The 16757-nt window shown below is 57.4% G+C and carries 15 protein-coding genes and 4 pseudogenes; 7 read left to right on the top strand and 12 right to left on the bottom strand.

The annotated features are described in order from the left end of the window. Positions 1–32: 32 nt before the first annotated feature. Together tnpC and A7X77_RS10975 are read left to right on the top strand one after the other, a co-directional pair. A pseudogene (gene tnpC, locus A7X77_RS10980) lies at positions 33–1293 on the top strand (IS66 family transposase); the annotation flags it as partial. 2 nt (positions 1294–1295) lie between these two features. Further along, a complete protein-coding gene (locus tag A7X77_RS10975) occupies positions 1296–1592 on the top strand; it encodes a hypothetical protein (RefSeq protein ID WP_064682948.1) in 297 nt (98 codons plus the stop codon). 15 nt (positions 1593–1607) lie between these two features. On the opposite strand, the pseudogene A7X77_RS32195 reads toward A7X77_RS10975, so the two are convergent. Next, positions 1608–1803, bottom strand: a pseudogene (locus A7X77_RS32195) (Lrp/AsnC family transcriptional regulator); the annotation flags it as partial. Positions 1804–1945: 142 nt separating this feature from the next. Between A7X77_RS32195 and A7X77_RS10970 the strand changes: the two are divergent. Then, positions 1946–2961 (top strand): annotated as a pseudogene (locus A7X77_RS10970) (1-aminocyclopropane-1-carboxylate deaminase). A gap of 221 nt (positions 2962–3182) precedes the next feature. Here A7X77_RS10970 and A7X77_RS10965 read toward each other — a convergent pair. The 4 genes from A7X77_RS10965 to A7X77_RS10950 all read right to left on the bottom strand — a co-directional run bounded on the left by A7X77_RS10965 (position 3183) and on the right by A7X77_RS10950 (position 5696). Then, positions 3183–3584 (bottom strand): hypothetical protein, encoded by a 402-nt coding sequence (locus A7X77_RS10965; protein WP_156665868.1) that lies wholly within the window; start codon positions 3582–3584, stop codon positions 3183–3185. 67 nt (positions 3585–3651) lie between these two features. After that, positions 3652–4368, bottom strand: a complete 717-nt coding sequence (locus A7X77_RS10960; protein ID WP_064682946.1) for a hypothetical protein — start codon at positions 4366–4368, stop codon at positions 3652–3654. A 124-nt stretch (positions 4369–4492) separates the two neighbouring features. Further along, positions 4493–5164: a hypothetical protein gene (locus A7X77_RS10955; protein ID WP_020486299.1), complete on the bottom strand. Its 672-nt coding sequence runs from the start codon at positions 5162–5164 to the stop codon at positions 4493–4495. 181 nt (positions 5165–5345) lie between these two features. Beyond that, positions 5346–5696 (bottom strand): helix-turn-helix domain-containing protein, encoded by a 351-nt coding sequence (locus A7X77_RS10950; protein WP_064682945.1) that lies wholly within the window; start codon positions 5694–5696, stop codon positions 5346–5348. 178 nt (positions 5697–5874) lie between these two features. Between A7X77_RS10950 and A7X77_RS10945 the strand changes: the two genes are divergently transcribed. Both A7X77_RS10945 and A7X77_RS10940 read left to right on the top strand, forming a co-directional pair. Next, positions 5875–6513, top strand: coding sequence for an acyl-homoserine-lactone synthase (locus tag A7X77_RS10945; RefSeq protein ID WP_064682944.1), 639 nt, complete (start codon positions 5875–5877; stop codon positions 6511–6513). 146 nt (positions 6514–6659) lie between these two features. Further along, positions 6660–7382: a helix-turn-helix transcriptional regulator gene (locus A7X77_RS10940; RefSeq protein WP_064682943.1), complete on the top strand. Its 723-nt coding sequence runs from the start codon at positions 6660–6662 to the stop codon at positions 7380–7382. Between the two features lie 38 nt (positions 7383–7420). Here the strand turns inward: A7X77_RS10940 and A7X77_RS33045 are convergent. From A7X77_RS33045 to A7X77_RS10910, 7 genes and pseudogenes are all read right to left on the bottom strand, one after another. Beyond that, positions 7421–7492: pseudogene (locus A7X77_RS33045) on the bottom strand (Holliday junction branch migration protein RuvA); the annotation flags it as partial. Positions 7493–7918: 426 nt separating this feature from the next. Continuing rightward, on the bottom strand, positions 7919–8563 hold the full coding sequence (locus A7X77_RS10935) for an ATP-binding cassette domain-containing protein (protein ID WP_064682942.1): 645 nt from the start codon (positions 8561–8563) through the stop codon (positions 7919–7921). After that, positions 8556–9332, bottom strand: a complete 777-nt coding sequence (locus tag A7X77_RS10930) for an ABC transporter ATP-binding protein (protein WP_064682941.1) — start codon at positions 9330–9332, stop codon at positions 8556–8558. The genes A7X77_RS10935 and A7X77_RS10930 overlap by 8 nt, the downstream gene beginning before the upstream one ends. Then, a complete protein-coding gene (locus A7X77_RS10925) occupies positions 9329–10288 on the bottom strand; it encodes a branched-chain amino acid ABC transporter permease (RefSeq protein ID WP_245293737.1) in 960 nt (319 codons plus the stop codon). Before A7X77_RS10925 ends, A7X77_RS10930 begins: the two co-directional genes overlap by 4 nt. Beyond that, on the bottom strand, positions 10288–11331 hold the full coding sequence (locus tag A7X77_RS10920; protein WP_245293736.1) for a branched-chain amino acid ABC transporter permease: 1044 nt from the start codon (positions 11329–11331) through the stop codon (positions 10288–10290). Before A7X77_RS10920 ends, A7X77_RS10925 begins: the two co-directional genes overlap by 1 nt. Then, positions 11328–12608 carry an ABC transporter substrate-binding protein gene (locus tag A7X77_RS10915; protein WP_064682939.1) on the bottom strand — a complete coding sequence of 427 codons (1281 nt, stop codon included), beginning with the start codon at positions 12606–12608 and terminating at the stop codon, positions 11328–11330. Before A7X77_RS10915 ends, A7X77_RS10920 begins: the two co-directional genes overlap by 4 nt. Before the next feature lie 555 nt (positions 12609–13163). Further along, on the bottom strand, positions 13164–13994 hold the full coding sequence (locus tag A7X77_RS10910; protein WP_082928199.1) for an IclR family transcriptional regulator: 831 nt from the start codon (positions 13992–13994) through the stop codon (positions 13164–13166). A gap of 77 nt (positions 13995–14071) precedes the next feature. Here A7X77_RS10910 and A7X77_RS10905 point away from each other — a divergent pair, with 77 nt between their 5' ends. After that, the gene (locus A7X77_RS10905; protein WP_064682937.1) at positions 14072–15523 is read left to right on the top strand and encodes an NAD-dependent succinate-semialdehyde dehydrogenase; all 1452 of its coding nucleotides are present in this window, start codon (positions 14072–14074) and stop codon (positions 15521–15523) included. A 25-nt stretch (positions 15524–15548) separates the two neighbouring features. Further along, positions 15549–16712 (top strand): iron-containing alcohol dehydrogenase, encoded by a 1164-nt coding sequence (locus tag A7X77_RS10900; RefSeq protein ID WP_064682936.1) that lies wholly within the window; start codon positions 15549–15551, stop codon positions 16710–16712. The last annotated feature ends 45 nt before the right edge of the window (positions 16713–16757 follow it).

Here is a 16757-nt window from a genome sequence, read left to right as displayed (position 1 = left end):
GAAATTTATCCTGGCTCGTGGTAGTCAGGATCATGTCTAGCGCGACGACAAATCTTCCGGACGATCCAGCCTTTCTCAAGGCAATGATTGCCGCTTTGCAGGCGAAAAACGCGAAGATGTCGGCCACATTGCAAGCGCATGATCAGTTAATCCAAACGCTGCGGCTGCGCATTGCCAAGCTGAAGAAACAGGTCTTCGGCAAGTCGTCTGAAAAGATTGAGCGTGAAATCGAGCAGTTGGAACTGGCGCTTGAGGATCTGTTGATCGCCGCCGCTGAAGGCAGTACGGCGCCAATCGATAAACCTGATGAGGCGGGGTCTGTTGTTCCCTTGGCGGATACGTCTGAAAAGATCATGCGCCGGCGCCCACGCGTCTCGGACAAGGCGGTTCGCGAGCGCCGAGAGCTCGATCCTGGCTCCTGCTGCCCGGAATGCGGAGGTGAATTGCGTCTTGTCGGTGAGGACGTCAGCGAAATCCTCGACATGATCGCCGCGCAGATGAAAGTCATCGAAGTTGCTCGACTGAAGAAGTCCTGCCGCTGCTGCGAGAAAATGGTTCAGGTGGCAGCACCCAGCCGCCCGATACCGGGCAGCATGGCCGGCGCTGGCCTCTTGGCGTACATTCTGGTCTCGAAGTTCGACGACCATTTGCCACTGTACCGTCTGAACGAGATCTTCGCCCGCATGGGCGCCGACATTCCCGACAGCACGATGGTTGATTGGTGTGGTCGCGCCATGCAGGTTCTGCAGCCTCTCATCGAGCGGATCGAAACGGCGGTCATGGCAAGTGACCTGCTTCATGCGGACGACACCCCGATCAGGGTGCTGGATCGCTCGCTGCGAGACAAGGGGTTGGGCAAGGGTGTGAAGAAGGGCAGGATCTGGACGTATGTCCGCGATCAGCGTCCATGGGCAGGCAGTTCCCCGCCCGGTGCAGTCTACTATTTTGCTCCTGAGTGGAAAGAAGAGCACGTCCACCGGTTTGAGCCGATGGTCTTCACTCTGTCTGTTCCTCGAAGACGGCCGTGTCGCGATCGACAACAATGCCGCCGAGCGGGCACTGCGTCCGATAGGCGTGGGAAGACGGAACTGGCTCTTCGCGGGAGCCGATACGGGAGCGGAGACCTTGGCACGCGCCATGACGATCATCGAGACGGCAAAGATGAATGGTCTTGACCCGCAAGCCTATCTGACTGACGTGCTCGATCGCATCCACGATCACAAGATCAATCGACTCGACGAACTCCTTCCGTGGAACTGGTCGACGATCACCACAATCGACGCGAAGGCAGCCCGATGGCGACAGTCACCTACGTCCGTACGATCAAATTTGTTGCCGAAGTTCTCGAAGAGGACCCGGAACTTCTTCAGGCAATCGTCTCCAACGATGATAATCTGAGCTACGGCAGCATCATCTCCGTGTACACCGGAGACGACGAATCCGTGACCGCACTGACGGACGACGGCATGGACGAATTGGAGCAGATGCTCAAAGATGCCCGCCGCACATCCCAAGAATGGAACGACTTCCTCGACAGCTTTGTTGACGACGAGCTGCTCGTCGCTCGCATCAAAGCAAAATCGCCGCGGTAGCAATCGGGCGGTTACGACGCGGATTTTCAGGAGGTAATCGAAATCTCCGGCTACCAGACTGCAGTCCAGCACTTCCTTCAGCTATGGCAAGTTGCAGCGCTGACATTCACGCGCTCGGCAAGATCGGCATTGCTGAGCCGGCCTCCGATTGAAGAGCGCGTAAAATCTTGAGGTCTATTCCGTCAAAATCCACTGTGGAAGAAACTTCCATATTGGATCTCACAATTGAAGAAGTGGTGTACGATACCGAAAATTGATCTCAATCGAGAAAGTTCTTGCAGGAAAATTAGAGAGCACCTTTCAAAAGATATCAGCTAGCCTTGTGCCACAAATCGGTACGGAGGCCCTGATTGATGTCATTGTTGGAAAAGTTCGAACGTTACCCGCTCACCTTCGGCCCGACTCCGATCGAGCACTTGCCACGGCTTACTGCGGCGCTGGGCGGCAAAATCGAGATCTATGCCAAGCGCGACGACTGCAATTCTGGCCTCGCGATGGGCGGCAATAAGCTCAGGAAGCTCGAATATATCGTGCCCGACGCGATCGCCTCCGGCGCAGATACGCTGGTGTCGATCGGCGGAGTCCAGTCGAACCATACGCGGATGGTGGCTGCGACTGCGGCGAAGATTGGCATGAAATGTGTCGTCATCCAGGAGAAATGGGTGCCGCACTACGATGCGATCTATGACCGTGTCGGCAATATATTGATGACGAGACTGATGGGCGCCGACAGCCGGCTAGTCGACGCTGGGTTCGACATCGGCATCCGCAAGAGCTGGGAGGACGCGATTCAGTCGGTGGAGGACGCGGGCGGCAAGCCCTATGCGATCCCGGCTGGCGCTTCGGTACATAAGTTCGGAGCCCTCGGCTATGTCGGCTTCGCCGAGGAAGTCGCGGCACAGGAGAAGGACCTAGGCTTCACCTTCGACTACATCATTGTCTGCGTTGTCACCGGTTCGACCCAGGGCGGAATGATCGTCGGCTTCGCTGCAATGGACAGGGCTGACAGAGTCATTGGCATTGATGCCTCGGGCACACTCCGGCAGACCCGGGATCAGGTGCGAAAAATCGTCGACACGACCTCAGAACTCGTGAACCTTGGCCGGTCGGTGCGTGAAGACGAGATCGTCATCAACCCTGACTATGCCTATCCCTCTTATGGAGTGCCCTCAGAGGAGACAAATGAGGCGATCCGACTCGCGGCGCGCACCGAGGCGATGATGACCCTGTTTATGAGGGAAAGTCGATGCAGGGGATGATCGATCTTGCGCGAAAGGGCTTCTTCCCCGAGGGCTCTAAGGTGCTCTACGCCCATCTCGGCGGCGCCCCGGCAATCAACGGCTACAGCTATTACTACAGGGACGGCTGATTGGTGCCGTCAGGTTAACCGGCCGCGAACAGGTGGATAATTGCAGTCGAGACTATATAGATCCGCACTTCCTGAACGCAATTTCGCGTCAACGATGAAAGATCCATGCGGAATCGGTTTCTTGATGCGGCGCGGGCATCTCAACGCGTCATTGTCCACCCCCGCCTAGACCGTCGCGTAAGTGCGGGGAGTGAACCGTTTGGCCGAGGCGCTTCGCCTCTTTACTGGCAGGCAGTCAGACCGCCCGGATTTTGAATGGGGGCGAAACCGACGCCGTCGATTGTGTTGTCGTTGCGGGCAATGAAGCAGTAATTGTCATTGGCATGGGGAGCTGCAACGACGCATGAGTTTGCCCCCGCCGGAATGACATAGGTGTCCAATCCGTTGATCGCAAAGACCGAGGCTGTTCCATTCGGATGGGGTACCGGCTGCTTGGTGAACAGGATGGCATTCTGTGGTGGCGCGACTGCGATAGGCTGATGGTTCCGGCAATCGGACGAGAAGACGAGTTGTGCAGCGGCGGGTAGCGCTGTTGCGAGGATAGTGACCGTGGCGATGGCAAGCTTGGCAGCGATATTGCAGCGACGTGTTTGGCCAGTGAACTTCATTGTTATTCGTGACATGGCTATTCTCCTAATTGCAGGGATTGAGGGGATTGCTCAAGCGTCTGTGATGATCCTAATTCTTGGTCTATGGTCCTCCTGTCGCCGAAAAGGTCCCGTTGGCATTGTAGGTCACGATGTACGTTGCGTAGCCGGTAGTGAAATCGCAGCAGGCGGCGTTGCTCTCGTCGTAAGCCACTGTGCTTCCGACCGGCTGGTAGCCCATCTTCACGAAAAAGATTTGCTTTGGTATGCAGTTCATGACGGCATTGGGGACAGGAGCGACGAAGCTCGAGAGTATGACCGCCTGATTGTTGTTCAGTGCGACGACGCCGCAATAGAGTTCGGGATGCGGCAACGGCGTATAGGAAGGCACGTTGATGCCAAACCCTCCGATCGCAATTCCGGCTTGGTTGGCCGGCGCCGAAAGTCCGAGCGGGTCGAGCGTCAAGGTTGTGCAATTGTCTGGCGAACCATAGTCCGTCGTGAGCGTAACCGGTCGGAACGCCGAGGTGCTGCCGACCACCGATAGCGTGGCTGCATTGAGCGAGAGAAGCACGATCAGCTGGGAGAGCGACACCTGTTTGGTGCTGAGGACACCTGCGTAGACCTGACTGTCCAAACCGAAATTGATCTGCGCTCCCGTAGTCGCGTAATTGCCGACGCCTTGGCAGCCGAGACTGCCGCTGAGGATGGGATCAGAGCTCGGCAGCAACGGAAATGCGGCCTGCTTCTGGAAGACATAGAAATATTGCGTCGTCTGCGAAAGGTTCCGAACGATGATCTGGTAGGACGAACTGGTCATGGCGTGTGAGAATTCCCTTTGAGACCAAGCCTGTCCGTCGCCCGGAACGGGCGGTAGCGACCGAACGAATGGTGCGCATGCAGGTGAAGAAGGGGCGATTCCTCACCTGCGTGCCTGCCGGGGTTTACTGGAGCTGCGTGGTCCAGGTCCCGTCAGATTTCAGGCTCACGTTGCAGACGGAATAGCCGCCGGTGAAATCCGAAAGCGCCGCGTTCACGCTCGATTGCGTGAAGTTCATGACGACACCTGGCGTGTAGGCCCCGGTCTGGACGTAGTATTTCAGGATCGGCTGGCAATCGGTGTTGCTGGCCGGGTTTGCCTGCACGAAGTTGGAGAGCACGATGCCGCCATTGACGGCAACCGCCGAGCCGACATTGAAATAGGGCGGCGAGTTGAAGACCGGCGTGGTGATGCGAAACGCGCCAGGCTGCACACCCTCCCCGTAGACCGGCGAGGAAAGACCGAGAGGGTTGACCGTCGCAGTCGTCCAGTCGTTCGGTTTACCACCGCCACCCGGACTCGGAGCAAGATCGATGGCGCGACTGGCTGACGAGTAGCCGGATGAAGCGCCGATTTGCGGCGGTGTGTTTGCCTGCTGGATGCCGGCATAATATTGCAGGTTGACCTGGAAGGTCAGGATCGCACCGGTGTTGTCGTAGTTGCCGAGCGATTGCGAGAACAGGCTGTTCGAATAGACTTGCCCGCCGCCGGTATAAATCGCCGGCTGCTGGAAGAAGTAGAAGTTTTGCGTTTGGGATTCGTAATTTTTCACGTTGATGGTCAGCATCGTAGACATAGTCGGCAACCCTTCTGCGTTTGAGAGTGAAAACGAGGGTCTTCACCGCGGCGAGGGCAGGTGGGCTAGCTTTGCTACCGGTGCCGTCGTTGAAACCCTAACTAGAAAGATCGTTTATGGTCGTGGCTTGTGCAATCTAACGCTGTTGAGCGCAACGTAAAAACGCCGTGCGAATTTGTGCTTAGCGTAATGCGTGCTCCCGAGGGATCGATTCGAGCAGCCCGATGAGATTGGATTGGGCCGCGGCGGACCGGCCGCGCAGCGCCATGACCCATAGCAACTCCGCCGCGGAGATCGTGCTGTTCTTATGGCCATCTATGGCGCCTCGCCCAAGGAGTAGCCAGTCGAGGGACACGTCCAGAAGGCGGGCGAGAGCGCAGGCGCTTTCCAGGGACGTGTGGCCGCCATTCTGCCAGCGGGAGACGGCCGCTACGGATACATTCAGTTCTGCCGCGAGAGCGTGTACTTTCCGAAAGTTGCCCCGAGAAATCGCTTCTCGAATACGTTTGCCGCGCGCTGGGTCGTAGGTCATGACCATTCTTCCTTCGGGTGCGTTGAATTGGCAGCCACAGAGCTTGGGATCGGTCAAGCTTTGGAGATTTAAGCGAAAATGAAAGGCAAAGCGAAGCACCGGTCAACCTGGTGAAATATCCAGATTGCTCCCGGTCGGCTTCCTGTTGTGAAACGTCAGCACATCAGGAGGGATGGATATGTTGCGGATACTCACCAAAGACATGCTCGAGACCGATGGACGTGCTTTCGACGAAATGTTTCGGGCACGCGCCGCCGTCTTTTGCGATCGGCTCGGGTGGCGGGTTGATGTTCGGAACCAGTGGGAGAGGGACCGATACGATGAGGCGGAAGATCCCGTTTATCTTGTCACGCAACGACCTTCCGGCACACTGACAGGTTCGCTGCGCCTGCTGCCGACCACGGGAGGGACGATGCTCAAAAGCGAGTTCCGGCATTTCTTCAATCAGCCTATCGACGTTGACAGTCCAACAACTTGGGAATGTACCCGCTTTTGCGTTCACCCGTTTGCCGGACACATGGAACAATCGCGCACAGTCGCCACGGAGCTCCTCTCAGGGCTTTGCGATCTTGCGCTCGAAACCGGTATCGAAAGTATCGTCGGCGTTTATGATGGCGCGATGGTCGGGGTGTATCGCAGGATCGGCTGGAGGCCGACGCCGCTTGCCCGATCACTTCCTGAAATGGGCAAACTGTATGTCGGCTTGTGGGAGGTGACTGCAGACATTAGTCGGACACTTCGGACCAACCTGTCCCGACTTCTGGAGCAAGCCTCTCACTGTCCTGGCAGAGCCCTTGCCGACGGCGGCATACGATAACTGCAGTGGCTGTTTGGCCAATCTCGCCAAACTCTTTAACCGGTTCTTCATATCGCGTCCTGGTTGCTGCAGAATATGCTGTTCTCGGAACCCGCGAAATGTTACCATGCTGGCAGCCAGGGAAACACACACCGCGAGTCCATCTCATGCTGAGCAGTTCTCGTTTTTTCTACAGTCTGGACCGTATCTCCGCATCGCCGACATTGGGGGACCTGGAGACGACGCTGGACGAAGTCCGTCACATCTACGCGATATCGCACATGGTTCTGCATGTGATCCGCTCCTCGGGCGCGGCGACCATCAATCCATTGCTGATGCTCACGTATCCGCCCGAGTGGGTCAAGCAGTATGTTGCCCGGGATTACTTCAGTATCGATCCCGTCATACACCTCGGCCGGCGCGGCTTCCTGCCCGTGGAATGGTCCGCGTCAAAATGGGATTCGGGGCAGGCGTATGGCTTCTTCAAGGAGGCGATGGCCTTCGGTATTGGCCGGCAAGGCGTTACCTTGCCGGTGCGGGGACCCCACGGGGAGCGATCGTTGTTTACAGTGACCTCCAACCATCCCGATGCCTACTGGAAACAGTTCCGCATGGAGAGCATGCGCGACCTGCAGTTTCTCGCTCACCACCTCCACGACAGGGCTATGGTTCTGTCGGGCACGCGAAATACGGACTTTCCGAAATTGTCCCGTCGCGAGCTGCAATGTTTGCAGATGACCGCCAACGGCTTTATGGCAAAGCAGATTTGTGCTCGTTTGTGCATTTCGACGAGCGCGGTGCAGCTCTATCTCGCATCGGCGCGACGGAAGTTGACCGTCGCCACGACGAGTGAAGCGGTGGCCAAGGCGACAGCGCTCGAGTTGATTTAAGCTCAGGCTAACACTAAGGTGCTTAATGCCGCAAAGCAGAGCACCGCGATCGCCACCCTGGCGCCGACGCCCTGGACGCTCTGGAGCAGCTTGAACCATTCCCGCTCCAGCGTTATCGGATACGCTTCGCAGTGTGCTGCGAGCAATCTGACCTGACACCTGATTGATCGAGGCTTCGGGGGAGCTTGGGCCTCTCAACATTAAAACAACAGAAAGGGCCTGCCGCTTCGAAGTGGACGGTCAGCCGCGGCGACGCCTGAAGATACTCATTGGAGGTCAATGCCCCCGTTAGATGCGGGGCATCGGGCGTTCTTTCCGAAGAACTGGAGTCGAAAATGATACTTCGATGACGGCCTTCGTGAAGGGAGCAAGCCTCGGATCAATCGCAGTCGGGCCGACAAACGACGCCGCTTGCGAGGGTGGCGCCGGTTGCAACAGCTATCCCAATGGATAGCAGATGAAACTGCTTTTGGCATTTGTTATCTATTCTGCTGGACCTGCGCATTCGAGATGCGCAGGCACCGGCAATGTGACAGTCAATCAGAGGTGACCTGACCACGGTCCATACGATAAACCATATCGAGCCCCTTTCCGGCGTGACGGAGATCGGCGCCGGAAAGAAGGATGGAAAGACCAAGCGGCCGCAGTGATGCGACGACCTCGGAAATTCGCTTGGAAAGCGCAGGCGCGACGCCTTCGAAGGGCTCATCCAGCATCAATAGATTGGTGCCCGTCATGCGTGCACGACCTATGGCGACAAGTTTTTGCTGGCCGCCTGAAAGCTGCAGGGCACGGCGATGGCGGAAGTCGGCTGCCTCCGGAATGAGTGAATAGACATCGTCAAGGCGCCTCTGCGGATCTGTAACGCCGGCTGCCCATGCCGGAATAAGCAGGTTTTCCTCAACCGTCAGTTCGGGAATGAGGCGCCGGTCTTCCGGCGCGAAGCCGATCTCGTGATGCACGCGCAGATGCGGCGGTTCACGGGAAATGTCCTTCTTCTGATAATGGATCGAACCTGCCCGGAGTGGCAAGAGCCCCATTATTGCACGCATCAACGTGGTCTTGCCGGCTCCGTTGCGGCCGACGATGCCGACCATCGAGCGGGCTTCGACCTTCATGGAGACGTCACGCAGGATAGAGACCCCGCCAATGGAGACGTTGATTGACTTCACTTCAAGCATAGTTGTCCTCCGCGGGAGTGCCCTGTTCTTCACCGATGATGAGTTCGCGCACTTGCCGGTCGTCCAGGACTGTTTCAGGAGCTCCGTCGATCAACACCCGGCCTTCGAAAAAAGCGAGCACGCGGTCGGAGTAGCGGCGAACGATCTCCATGTCGTGCTCAACGAAGAGCACGCTGACGCCTGCGACACGGGTCGCGTCAATAACGCGGTCCATGACCGAGAATTTTTCTTCACTTGCGACGCCGCTCGTCGGCTCATCCAGGAAAAGAACCTTCGGTTTGCCAACCATGGCAATTGCGATGTCGAGAAGCTTCCGGATGCCTTCGGGCATCGTGCCGGCAATTGAGTCACCGAACGTTTCAAGTCCGAACACCTTGAGCGTCTCGTCAGCACGCGTCGTGAGCTCGTCGTCGTCAAGGATCGAAAAGCCCTTAGCGCCAACGCCGTCGGTGGCGCTGTAGGCGAACATCAGATTCTCAATTGCTGTCAGTGAGTTGAACAATTGCGGGATCTGAAATGACCTGGCAACGCCGCGGCGGGTGATCTGACGCGGCGAAAGCCCGACGATTTCCCGTCCGTCGAGCAGGATCGAACCGGAGTCCGGGCCCAGATAGCCGGTAATCATGTTGATAAACGTCGTTTTGCCGGCGCCGTTGGTGCCGATCAGGCCCGAGATCGTCCCAGACATGATGTCGACATTCACGTCGTTTGCGGCAGTTACCGCGCCGAACCGCTTGACGAGGCTCTTTGCTTCGATGATTGGCTTCATGCTTTTTTTCCTGCCTCGACGGTGGTTGTCTTGCGCTTACCGAAACGGATGCCGCCAAGGCCTGTCGGCAGGAGCAGGATCATCGAAAGGATGATGACTCCAAGTACCAGTTGCCAAGTGTTGGGGGCATGCTGATAGGCGAACGTCCGGACAAATTCGAGTGCGAGCGCGGCAATGAAAGGCGTGAAGATGTTGCCAGTCCCGGCAAGGACCGCAATCACTACGAATTCGCCCGAGGTTGCCCAGAACGCCATTTCCGGATCCACATGCGCGACGAGAATGCCGCTCATGGCGCCGCCCAGGGCCGCTAGAACTGCGGCAAGGATGTAGGAGACATAGATCGTCTTGTTTGCGGACGCACCGAGATACTCAACGCGGATCTCGTTATCCTTGATGCCCGGCAGCAGGCGACCGAGAGACGTCTTGCCGAAGTACCAAACGGTTATCGCCGCTGTAAAGCAGATCAGGATGAGGATAGCCAGGCCGTTGAAACGCGCAGGACCGCTAAGCGGCAGGCCAAACAAGGTCACACCTCGGATGTTGAACCCGTCCGTGCCGCCAAGTTCCACCGACTTGACCAGAAGACCGTATAAAAGCATCGAAAGGGCGAGCGTCAGCATAGCGAAGAAGATGTCGCGGTAACGCGACAGAAGGAGAGCGGCGACTGCAGCAGTCGCCGCTGCGATGACGACCGGGGCGATGAGCAGGAGGATCGCTTCGTTGATTTTCCAAAGATTGACCATCAGGCCGACGGAATAGCCGCCGATTGCGTAGTAAAGTCCTTGGCCGAACGAGACCAGCCCTGCCCGCATCATCAGCACGAGGCCGAGTACCGTGAGCCCCTTGGCAAGGCCGATCGAGATGACGAAGTTCCAGGTGGGCAGCGCCCAGGCTGCGGCGATAAGGAAAAGGGCCGCGCTGACGGCGAGAGGCACAAAGGTTTGGGCTTTGTTCATCATATCTTGCGCAACTCCACACCGGAAAACAACCCCTGCGGACGCAGGGCGAGAACGATAGCCATCACTGCATAGATGCTGAACACTTCAACTTCGGGCCAGTAGTGGACCGCAAGCGAGCGGACGAAGCCGACGATCAGTGCGCCGACGACGGTGCCAGGAATCGATCCGAGCCCCCCGATCACCACCGCGGCGAACATCATGACGACCACTTCGACGCCCATGCCAGGCGCCACGGAAATGGTCGGAGCTGTGAAGGCGCCGCCGAGCGCGGCGAGGATCGAGCCGGCCACAAAGGCCGACACTTTCCAGCGGCTGACATTGATGCCCATCGCCAGCGATGCTTCCGGATCATGGATGACGGCGCGCAGCATCTTGCCCTTGGCAGTGAATTGCAGAAACCACGTGAGGAGACCACCACTGACGATCGCCACGGCGACGATAATGAGATTGTAGGTCGGATAGACAAGGGGGCCGAGATAGACGTTGCCAAAAGCCCACACCGGGTCGGAGGCTATCCATGGATCGACACCCCAGATCAGCTTCACCACGTCTTCCAGAATGAGGAAGAGTGCGTAGGTTACCAGCAGCAGCACGACGGGATCGCGGCCCGCGAAGAAGCGCAGGACGCCCCGCTCGACGATGAGGCCGACAATCGTACCGGCGATCAGCGCCGCGACAATCATGACCGGAATGCTGCCCGCGGGCGGCAGCCCCTGGGCGAACCAGTAACCCAGCAGAGTAACCGACATGTAGGCGCCGATGGCATAGAACGTGCCATGGGCCATGTTGAGGATCTTCATCACACCGTAGATCAGCGTCAGGCCGACCGCGATGATAAAGAGCCATGCGGAATACAAAATGCCGTCAATAACGGCGCCTAGAAACGCGTTCATGCCACACACCGTTTCGAAAGGAGGGGCGGATCCATCTTTCGGTGCCTGTTGGCTCGCGAAGAGTGAAAACCGCTTCAAAGGGATTGCGGCGCCAAACGCGCGGGAAACCCCGCGCAAGCGATGCCGCGGTGAATATTTCCCGATCACTTCAACTTATTCTTGACCCACTCGTGGCTGGTCATGCCTTCCGGTGGGTTCACCTTTTCTGGAGCGTAGCGAATCACATCGACGAAGGTCAGCTTGCCATCGACGATCTTGGTGCGGCCATAGACCATTTCCTGCACAGCCTGGTTGCCCTTGCCCAGTGACATCTTCACTTCGCCCGAGGGACTCTGGAAGGTGGCGCCCTTGAGAGCAGCGGCGATCTCCTCGGTAGTCGGCGTCTTGGCGGTGTCGCCTCCCTGTGCCTTCTCATAAGCGAACTTCGCGGCAAAAAGCGTCTGCACCATGTGGTAGGAGGGATAGCTGGGCGGCGTGTCGGACTTGGCTTTGTAGGCGGTCTTGAACCAGTCGTTATAGGCGTTTTCCGGTGCAAAGATGCCGTTTGGACCGCGGGCGCCGATGATCGTGCCATCAGGGATTTGTTTGGCCTGGCGATGGATCGCCGTTTCACCTGCCGTCAAGACGACGGTGGCGTTCTTGAACAGATCGCGCGGCGCTCCCTGAAGAACGAGACCCTCAAGATCGCCACCCCAGAAACTCGAATGAATGATGTCGGGCTTGCTGCCGAGAATTGCGGAGATTTCGGTATTGTATTGGCCAGCACCGAGCTTCGGCATCTGCGAGGTCGTCAGCGTCACTTCGGGGCGAAGGCTCTTCAGTGTGCCCTCGAAGTCGTTCCAAGCGTCCTGACCCCAGGCGTAGTTTTGGTTGATGCCAGCGTAGGTATTGAATTTCTTGCCTGTCTCGTTGACGTAGAGCGCGGCACCAACGTTGTCCATCGTCGCGGTTGCAACGGGGCGGAATACATATTCGTAGTCAGCTTCCTCGAAGATGCGCGGCGTGCCGCAATCGAAGAGAAGTGTCATCGTTTTCAGTTCTTCGGCAACAGGCGCGACCGCAAGACAATCTCCCGAGGACGTGTAGCCGACGATCATGTCTACGCTCTGCTGTTCTACGAGATTGCGTAGTTCGGACACCTGCTTGGTGGTGCCACCGGCCTCGTCGATAATGACGAGTTCGATCGGACGGCCGCCAAAGCCGACCTTGTCATAAGGCGCCGGCAGCTTGCCACCGGCATTGACCTGCTGGGCAAAGACTTCGGCGGCAATCTTTGCGGGGATGCCGAAGGGTCCAGCCGGTGCACCGGACAGGAATGTCACAACGCCGATCGTGAAGGGCTTTGGCTCCTGAGCCCAGAGGCCATCGGGGGCGGTGGCAGACAGAAAGATGGCTGCAATGGTCAGAGACCACGACTTTTTCATAGATTCCTCCTCTACGGCAAATTGCCTGTTCCGGTGCAATGACACGCTTGCGTGGTAGGCCGAAGCGTCCTCTCACGCTCCGGTCACGCAACTTAGTTCATTATGTTGAACTCAGTTCATTACTGTGTATAGTGAGTATTGCAACCAACGTCAAGATGGAGGAGCGGCTGTTCAGCCAGAAGGCGAGTACAATCAGCGGCGCGAACTATTCCTAAAAGGGAAACGGGCGCCGTCAGCCTCATAAAGAATCACCGAGTACGACTTCTCCTGAACTCCGCCAGAAGCTCGCTTTTGGCAAAACTCCATCAACAAGTCGACGTGGTGAGGATTTTCGTCAGCTGCTTATGTAGCCATTCTCCTGGAGAGCGAACCGCGACATTGACACTTGCAACGGATTGACGGTGAGCCCAAATGCACGATTTTCGCAGCCATTCGGTTCGACGCGCTGCGACGGCCTGCGTTAGGGTCAAAGAGCAGCCACGTTGCTCAAGCTGAGCCAACCCCACCTGGTCTCCTTTGGTCGGCAGTAAATTTCCGCTCTCTCCAAACGCTACGCTATCCTTCGACACTGATGCGTGATGAGCTGTTATGCCCCAATTGCTCGGAAAGAATGGCGGCTGATTTGCGCATCGTCTCTCCGAGTGACTCGATAAGCGCCGGAGTCGTTTCGCTTTCCAGAAGGCTGATGGCAATGCCGGCAACCGCGCATCTCGTATGATCTCGCAGAGCGGTGCCGATGCAGATCATCCCTTCGCGAACCTGACCGTTATCGATCGAAAAACCGCGCATACGTATGTCAGCCAGCTCCTGCCTTAGCGCGGCAAGATTTTTGACGCTTCTAGAGGTGAGGGGCAAAGGAAAGTTCGCTCTGAAGAGAGCCTCGAGCTTATCCTCCGGCATTTCGGAAAGCAGCATCTTGCCTGTCGCGGTAAAGGTGGCAGGAAGGCGCATTCCAATCCGGAAAGTATGCCCCAGGGGCTGGTCGGAATTACGGCAATCAATATAGACGACTTCGTGACGGTCAAGAGTCGTCAGTGTGACCGTGTAGGGAGACAGTGTGGTTTCGGACGCGAAATAATTCCGGAAAACTGACACCATGTCCATCTCGGATAAAAAACCGTGCGCCCAACGCATAGGATGCGGGCCGAGCCGGAACGTGCCGTCCTGTTTGCGAACAAGAAGGCCAAGCTCTACCATCACGCCAAGTAGACCGTGAGCCGTACTTTTTGGCAACGACATCGCCCGGGTGATGTCGGCGGCCGACATTGCGTCGCTGGAATTGGTGATAAGATCGAGGATTGAGACCGCGCGCCTGAGCGCCGGAACAGAGTCGACGGATTTGCCGATCGCAGTGTCTTTCACTGCGGCGAATCTTGCACTTGACACTTTCGATACCTCCTGCCAGGCTGGTTCAATACACCGATATTGGTTCAATAACTTGAACTCTACGCTTGGGGGAGGTCATGGTCAATCTAAAAAAAAAGGAACTGCTGCGCGATCGATGCCTGATAAATGGCAAGTGGGTTGCGAGCTCTCAGAACTACGTAGCCGTCAAGAACCCCGCGACGGGGGAGATTGTCGGCACCGTCCCTGCGCTGGAGACGGCAGATATTGAGCAGGCGGTCGCAGCGGCCGAGATGGCGTTCCGATCGTGGCGCGCGCTTGCAGCCAAGGAAAGAGCGGCAGTCCTGCTTCGCTGGTTCGATCTGATAGTAGAAAATGCAGACGATCTCGCCGCGCTGTTGACGGCTGAACAGGGCAAGCCCCTCTCCGAAGCCAGGGGGGAAATACTCTATGCTGCCTCCTTCATTCAATGGTTTGCCGAGGAGGCAAAGAGAGTCTATGGGGACATCATACCCGCGCCCACGACCGACAAGCGCATCCTGGTTTTCAAGCAGCCGATCGGTGTCTGCGCTGCGATCACGCCGTGGAACTTCCCGGCAGCAATGATTACACGCAAGGCGGCGCCTGCGCTGGCTGCCGGTTGCACAATGGTGGTTAAGCCGGCTGAGCAGACACCCCTCACGGCGCTTGCTCTCGGCGTTCTGGCCGATCAGGCAGGTATTCCCGCCGGCGTTTTCCAGGTTGTGACAGGAAAAGCACGCGAGATCGGCAAGGTGCTGACGGAAAGCGACGTAGTCAAAAAACTCTCTTTCACCGGATCGACCGAGGTGGGGCGAATTCTGATGGCGCAGTCGGCGTCGACGATAAAAAAACTATCCATGGAGCTCGGCGGCAACGCACCCTTTATTGTTTTTGACGACGCGGACCTCGATGCCGCCGTCGATGGTGCCGTCGCTTCGAAATTCCGTAATGCTGGTCAGACCTGCGTCTGCACAAACCGTATCTACGTGCAGTCCGGTCTTTACGCTGCCTTCGCTGAAAAGCTTGCCGCGAAGGTTTCTGCGCTTAAAGTCGGTGAAGGTACGAAGATGGGCGTAACGATCGGGCCGCTGATTGATGCTGACGCCATTGCCAAGATCGAGGACCATATTAGCGATGCGGTCGCGAAGGGAGCGAAAGTGGTCGCAGGTGGCAAGCGACACAGCCTTGGTGGAACATTCTTCGAACCGACAGTCCTGACGGGAGCGACACAGGCGATGACGATCGCACGCGAGGAAACCTTCGGGCCAGTCGCGCCTCTCTTTAGCTTTGAGACAGAGGAAGAGGCGGTCGCTATGGCCAACGATACGGAATTCGGATTGGCTGCCTATTTCTATACTGAAAACGTCCGTCGGACATGGCGAGTGGCCGAAGCGCTGGAATACGGCATGGTGGGTCACAACACCGGTCAGATCTCGAACGAGGTAGCGCCATTTGGCGGCGTCAAGCAGTCCGGCCTCGGACGGGAAGGCTCCCGTTACGGAATCGATGACTATCTGGAAATCAAATATCTGTGCTCGGCAATCGCTTAAGCAGCCGACGATAAGGGGGGAGTTAATGACGATCAATCGATTCGAGTTTCGAACTGTTCCATCCATTGAAATGGCGTGGGGCGGAGCTAAGCGATTAGGTGAAATCATCGCTACGCGTTTTGGTGCGCGCAAGGTGCTTTTGGTCACCGATGGTGGCCTTGCGAAGGCCGGCATGGTTGCACCCATTGCCGCCAGTCTGGAGGCGGTTGGTTTCAGTGTGGCGATTTTCGATAGGGTTGTGCCAGATCCACCGGAAAGTGTTTTGTATGGTTGTGTCGAGGAGGCGCGGCAAGTCGCAGCCGATATTGTCATTGGTCTCGGTGGTGGCTCGTCCCTGGACATAGCAAAGCTCGCGGCGGTGCTGCTCTCGTCGGCACAACCGCTCGCCGAAATGTATGGCATCGGCAAAGTTCAGGGGGGGCGTGTTCCACTGGTTCTAGTTCCGACAACTGCGGGCACCGGTTCCGAAGTCACCAACATTTCCATCATAACCACCGGCGAGACGACCAAGATGGGAGTCGTGTCGCCGCAACTCTATGCGGATTTCGTGCTCCTGGATGCGGAATTGACCGTTGGTTTGCCGCAGGTTCACACCGCAGCAAGCGGCATCGATGCGATGGTGCATGCCATCGAAGCCTATACAAGTAAGCATAAAAAAAACCCGCTTTCGGACGCGCTTGCGCGTGAGGCGTTGCGGCTTCTCGGCAGCAATCTAATCGCTGCCTGCAAGGAGCCGACAAACCGGGATGCTCGCGAAGGCATGCTTCTCGGTGCAATGCTTGCGGGCCAGGCTTTCTCCAACTCTCCGGTGGCTGCGGTCCACGCGCTGGCCTATCCGCTGGGTGGACATTATCATATTCCGCATGGTCTTTCGAACGCCCTGATGCTAGGCCCAGTCCTTCGTTACAACGCACAGGCGGCAGCCCCGCTTTACGCCGAGCTTGCCAATGTGCTTGGAATCAAGGGAAGCGGCGACACTGCGGCCCGTTCCGAGGACTTCGTTACCCATATGCAGGTGCTGATGGATAAAAGCGGCGCGCCGCGCCGGCTCCGCGATGTCGGTGTAACCGACAACAGCCTCGCCATGCTGGCCACGGATGCGATAAAAAACCAGGGGCGCCTGCTCGTCAACAATCCGGTCGAGGTTCGGGAAGAGGATGCATTGGCGCTGTATCGGGAAGCCTTCTAAATATTCCGCAGAAATTCACCGTTCATATCACTACGGGAGGATCCA

Source organism: Rhizobium bangladeshense (genome assembly GCF_001662075.1).
GTDB lineage: Bacteria > Pseudomonadota > Alphaproteobacteria > Rhizobiales > Rhizobiaceae > Rhizobium > Rhizobium bangladeshense_B.
This window is presented reverse-complemented; position numbering and strand designations above follow the sequence as displayed.

Excerpts from the sequence above, each read along its gene's own strand:
- A7X77_RS10975 (WP_064682948.1), top strand. The coding sequence starts at position 1,296 with ATGGCGACAGTCACCTACGTCCGTACGATCAAATTTGTTGCCGAAGTT.
- A7X77_RS10965 (WP_156665868.1), bottom strand. The coding sequence starts at position 3,584 with ATGTCACGAATAACAATGAAGTTCACTGGCCAAACACGTCGCTGCAAT.
- A7X77_RS10960 (WP_064682946.1), bottom strand. The coding sequence starts at position 4,368 with ATGACCAGTTCGTCCTACCAGATCATCGTTCGGAACCTTTCGCAGACG.
- A7X77_RS10955 (WP_020486299.1), bottom strand. The coding sequence starts at position 5,164 with ATGTCTACGATGCTGACCATCAACGTGAAAAATTACGAATCCCAAACG.
- A7X77_RS10950 (WP_064682945.1), bottom strand. The coding sequence starts at position 5,696 with ATGACCTACGACCCAGCGCGCGGCAAACGTATTCGAGAAGCGATTTCT.
- A7X77_RS10945 (WP_064682944.1), top strand. The coding sequence starts at position 5,875 with ATGTTGCGGATACTCACCAAAGACATGCTCGAGACCGATGGACGTGCT.
- A7X77_RS10940 (WP_064682943.1), top strand. The coding sequence starts at position 6,660 with ATGCTGAGCAGTTCTCGTTTTTTCTACAGTCTGGACCGTATCTCCGCA.
- A7X77_RS10935 (WP_064682942.1), bottom strand. The coding sequence starts at position 8,563 with ATGCTTGAAGTGAAGTCAATCAACGTCTCCATTGGCGGGGTCTCTATC.
- A7X77_RS10930 (WP_064682941.1), bottom strand. The coding sequence starts at position 9,332 with ATGAAGCCAATCATCGAAGCAAAGAGCCTCGTCAAGCGGTTCGGCGCG.
- A7X77_RS10925 (WP_245293737.1), bottom strand. The coding sequence starts at position 10,288 with ATGAACAAAGCCCAAACCTTTGTGCCTCTCGCCGTCAGCGCGGCCCTT.
- A7X77_RS10915 (WP_064682939.1), bottom strand. The coding sequence starts at position 12,608 with ATGAAAAAGTCGTGGTCTCTGACCATTGCAGCCATCTTTCTGTCTGCC.
- A7X77_RS10905 (WP_064682937.1), top strand. The coding sequence starts at position 14,072 with ATGGTCAATCTAAAAAAAAAGGAACTGCTGCGCGATCGATGCCTGATA.
- A7X77_RS10900 (WP_064682936.1), top strand. The coding sequence starts at position 15,549 with ATGACGATCAATCGATTCGAGTTTCGAACTGTTCCATCCATTGAAATG.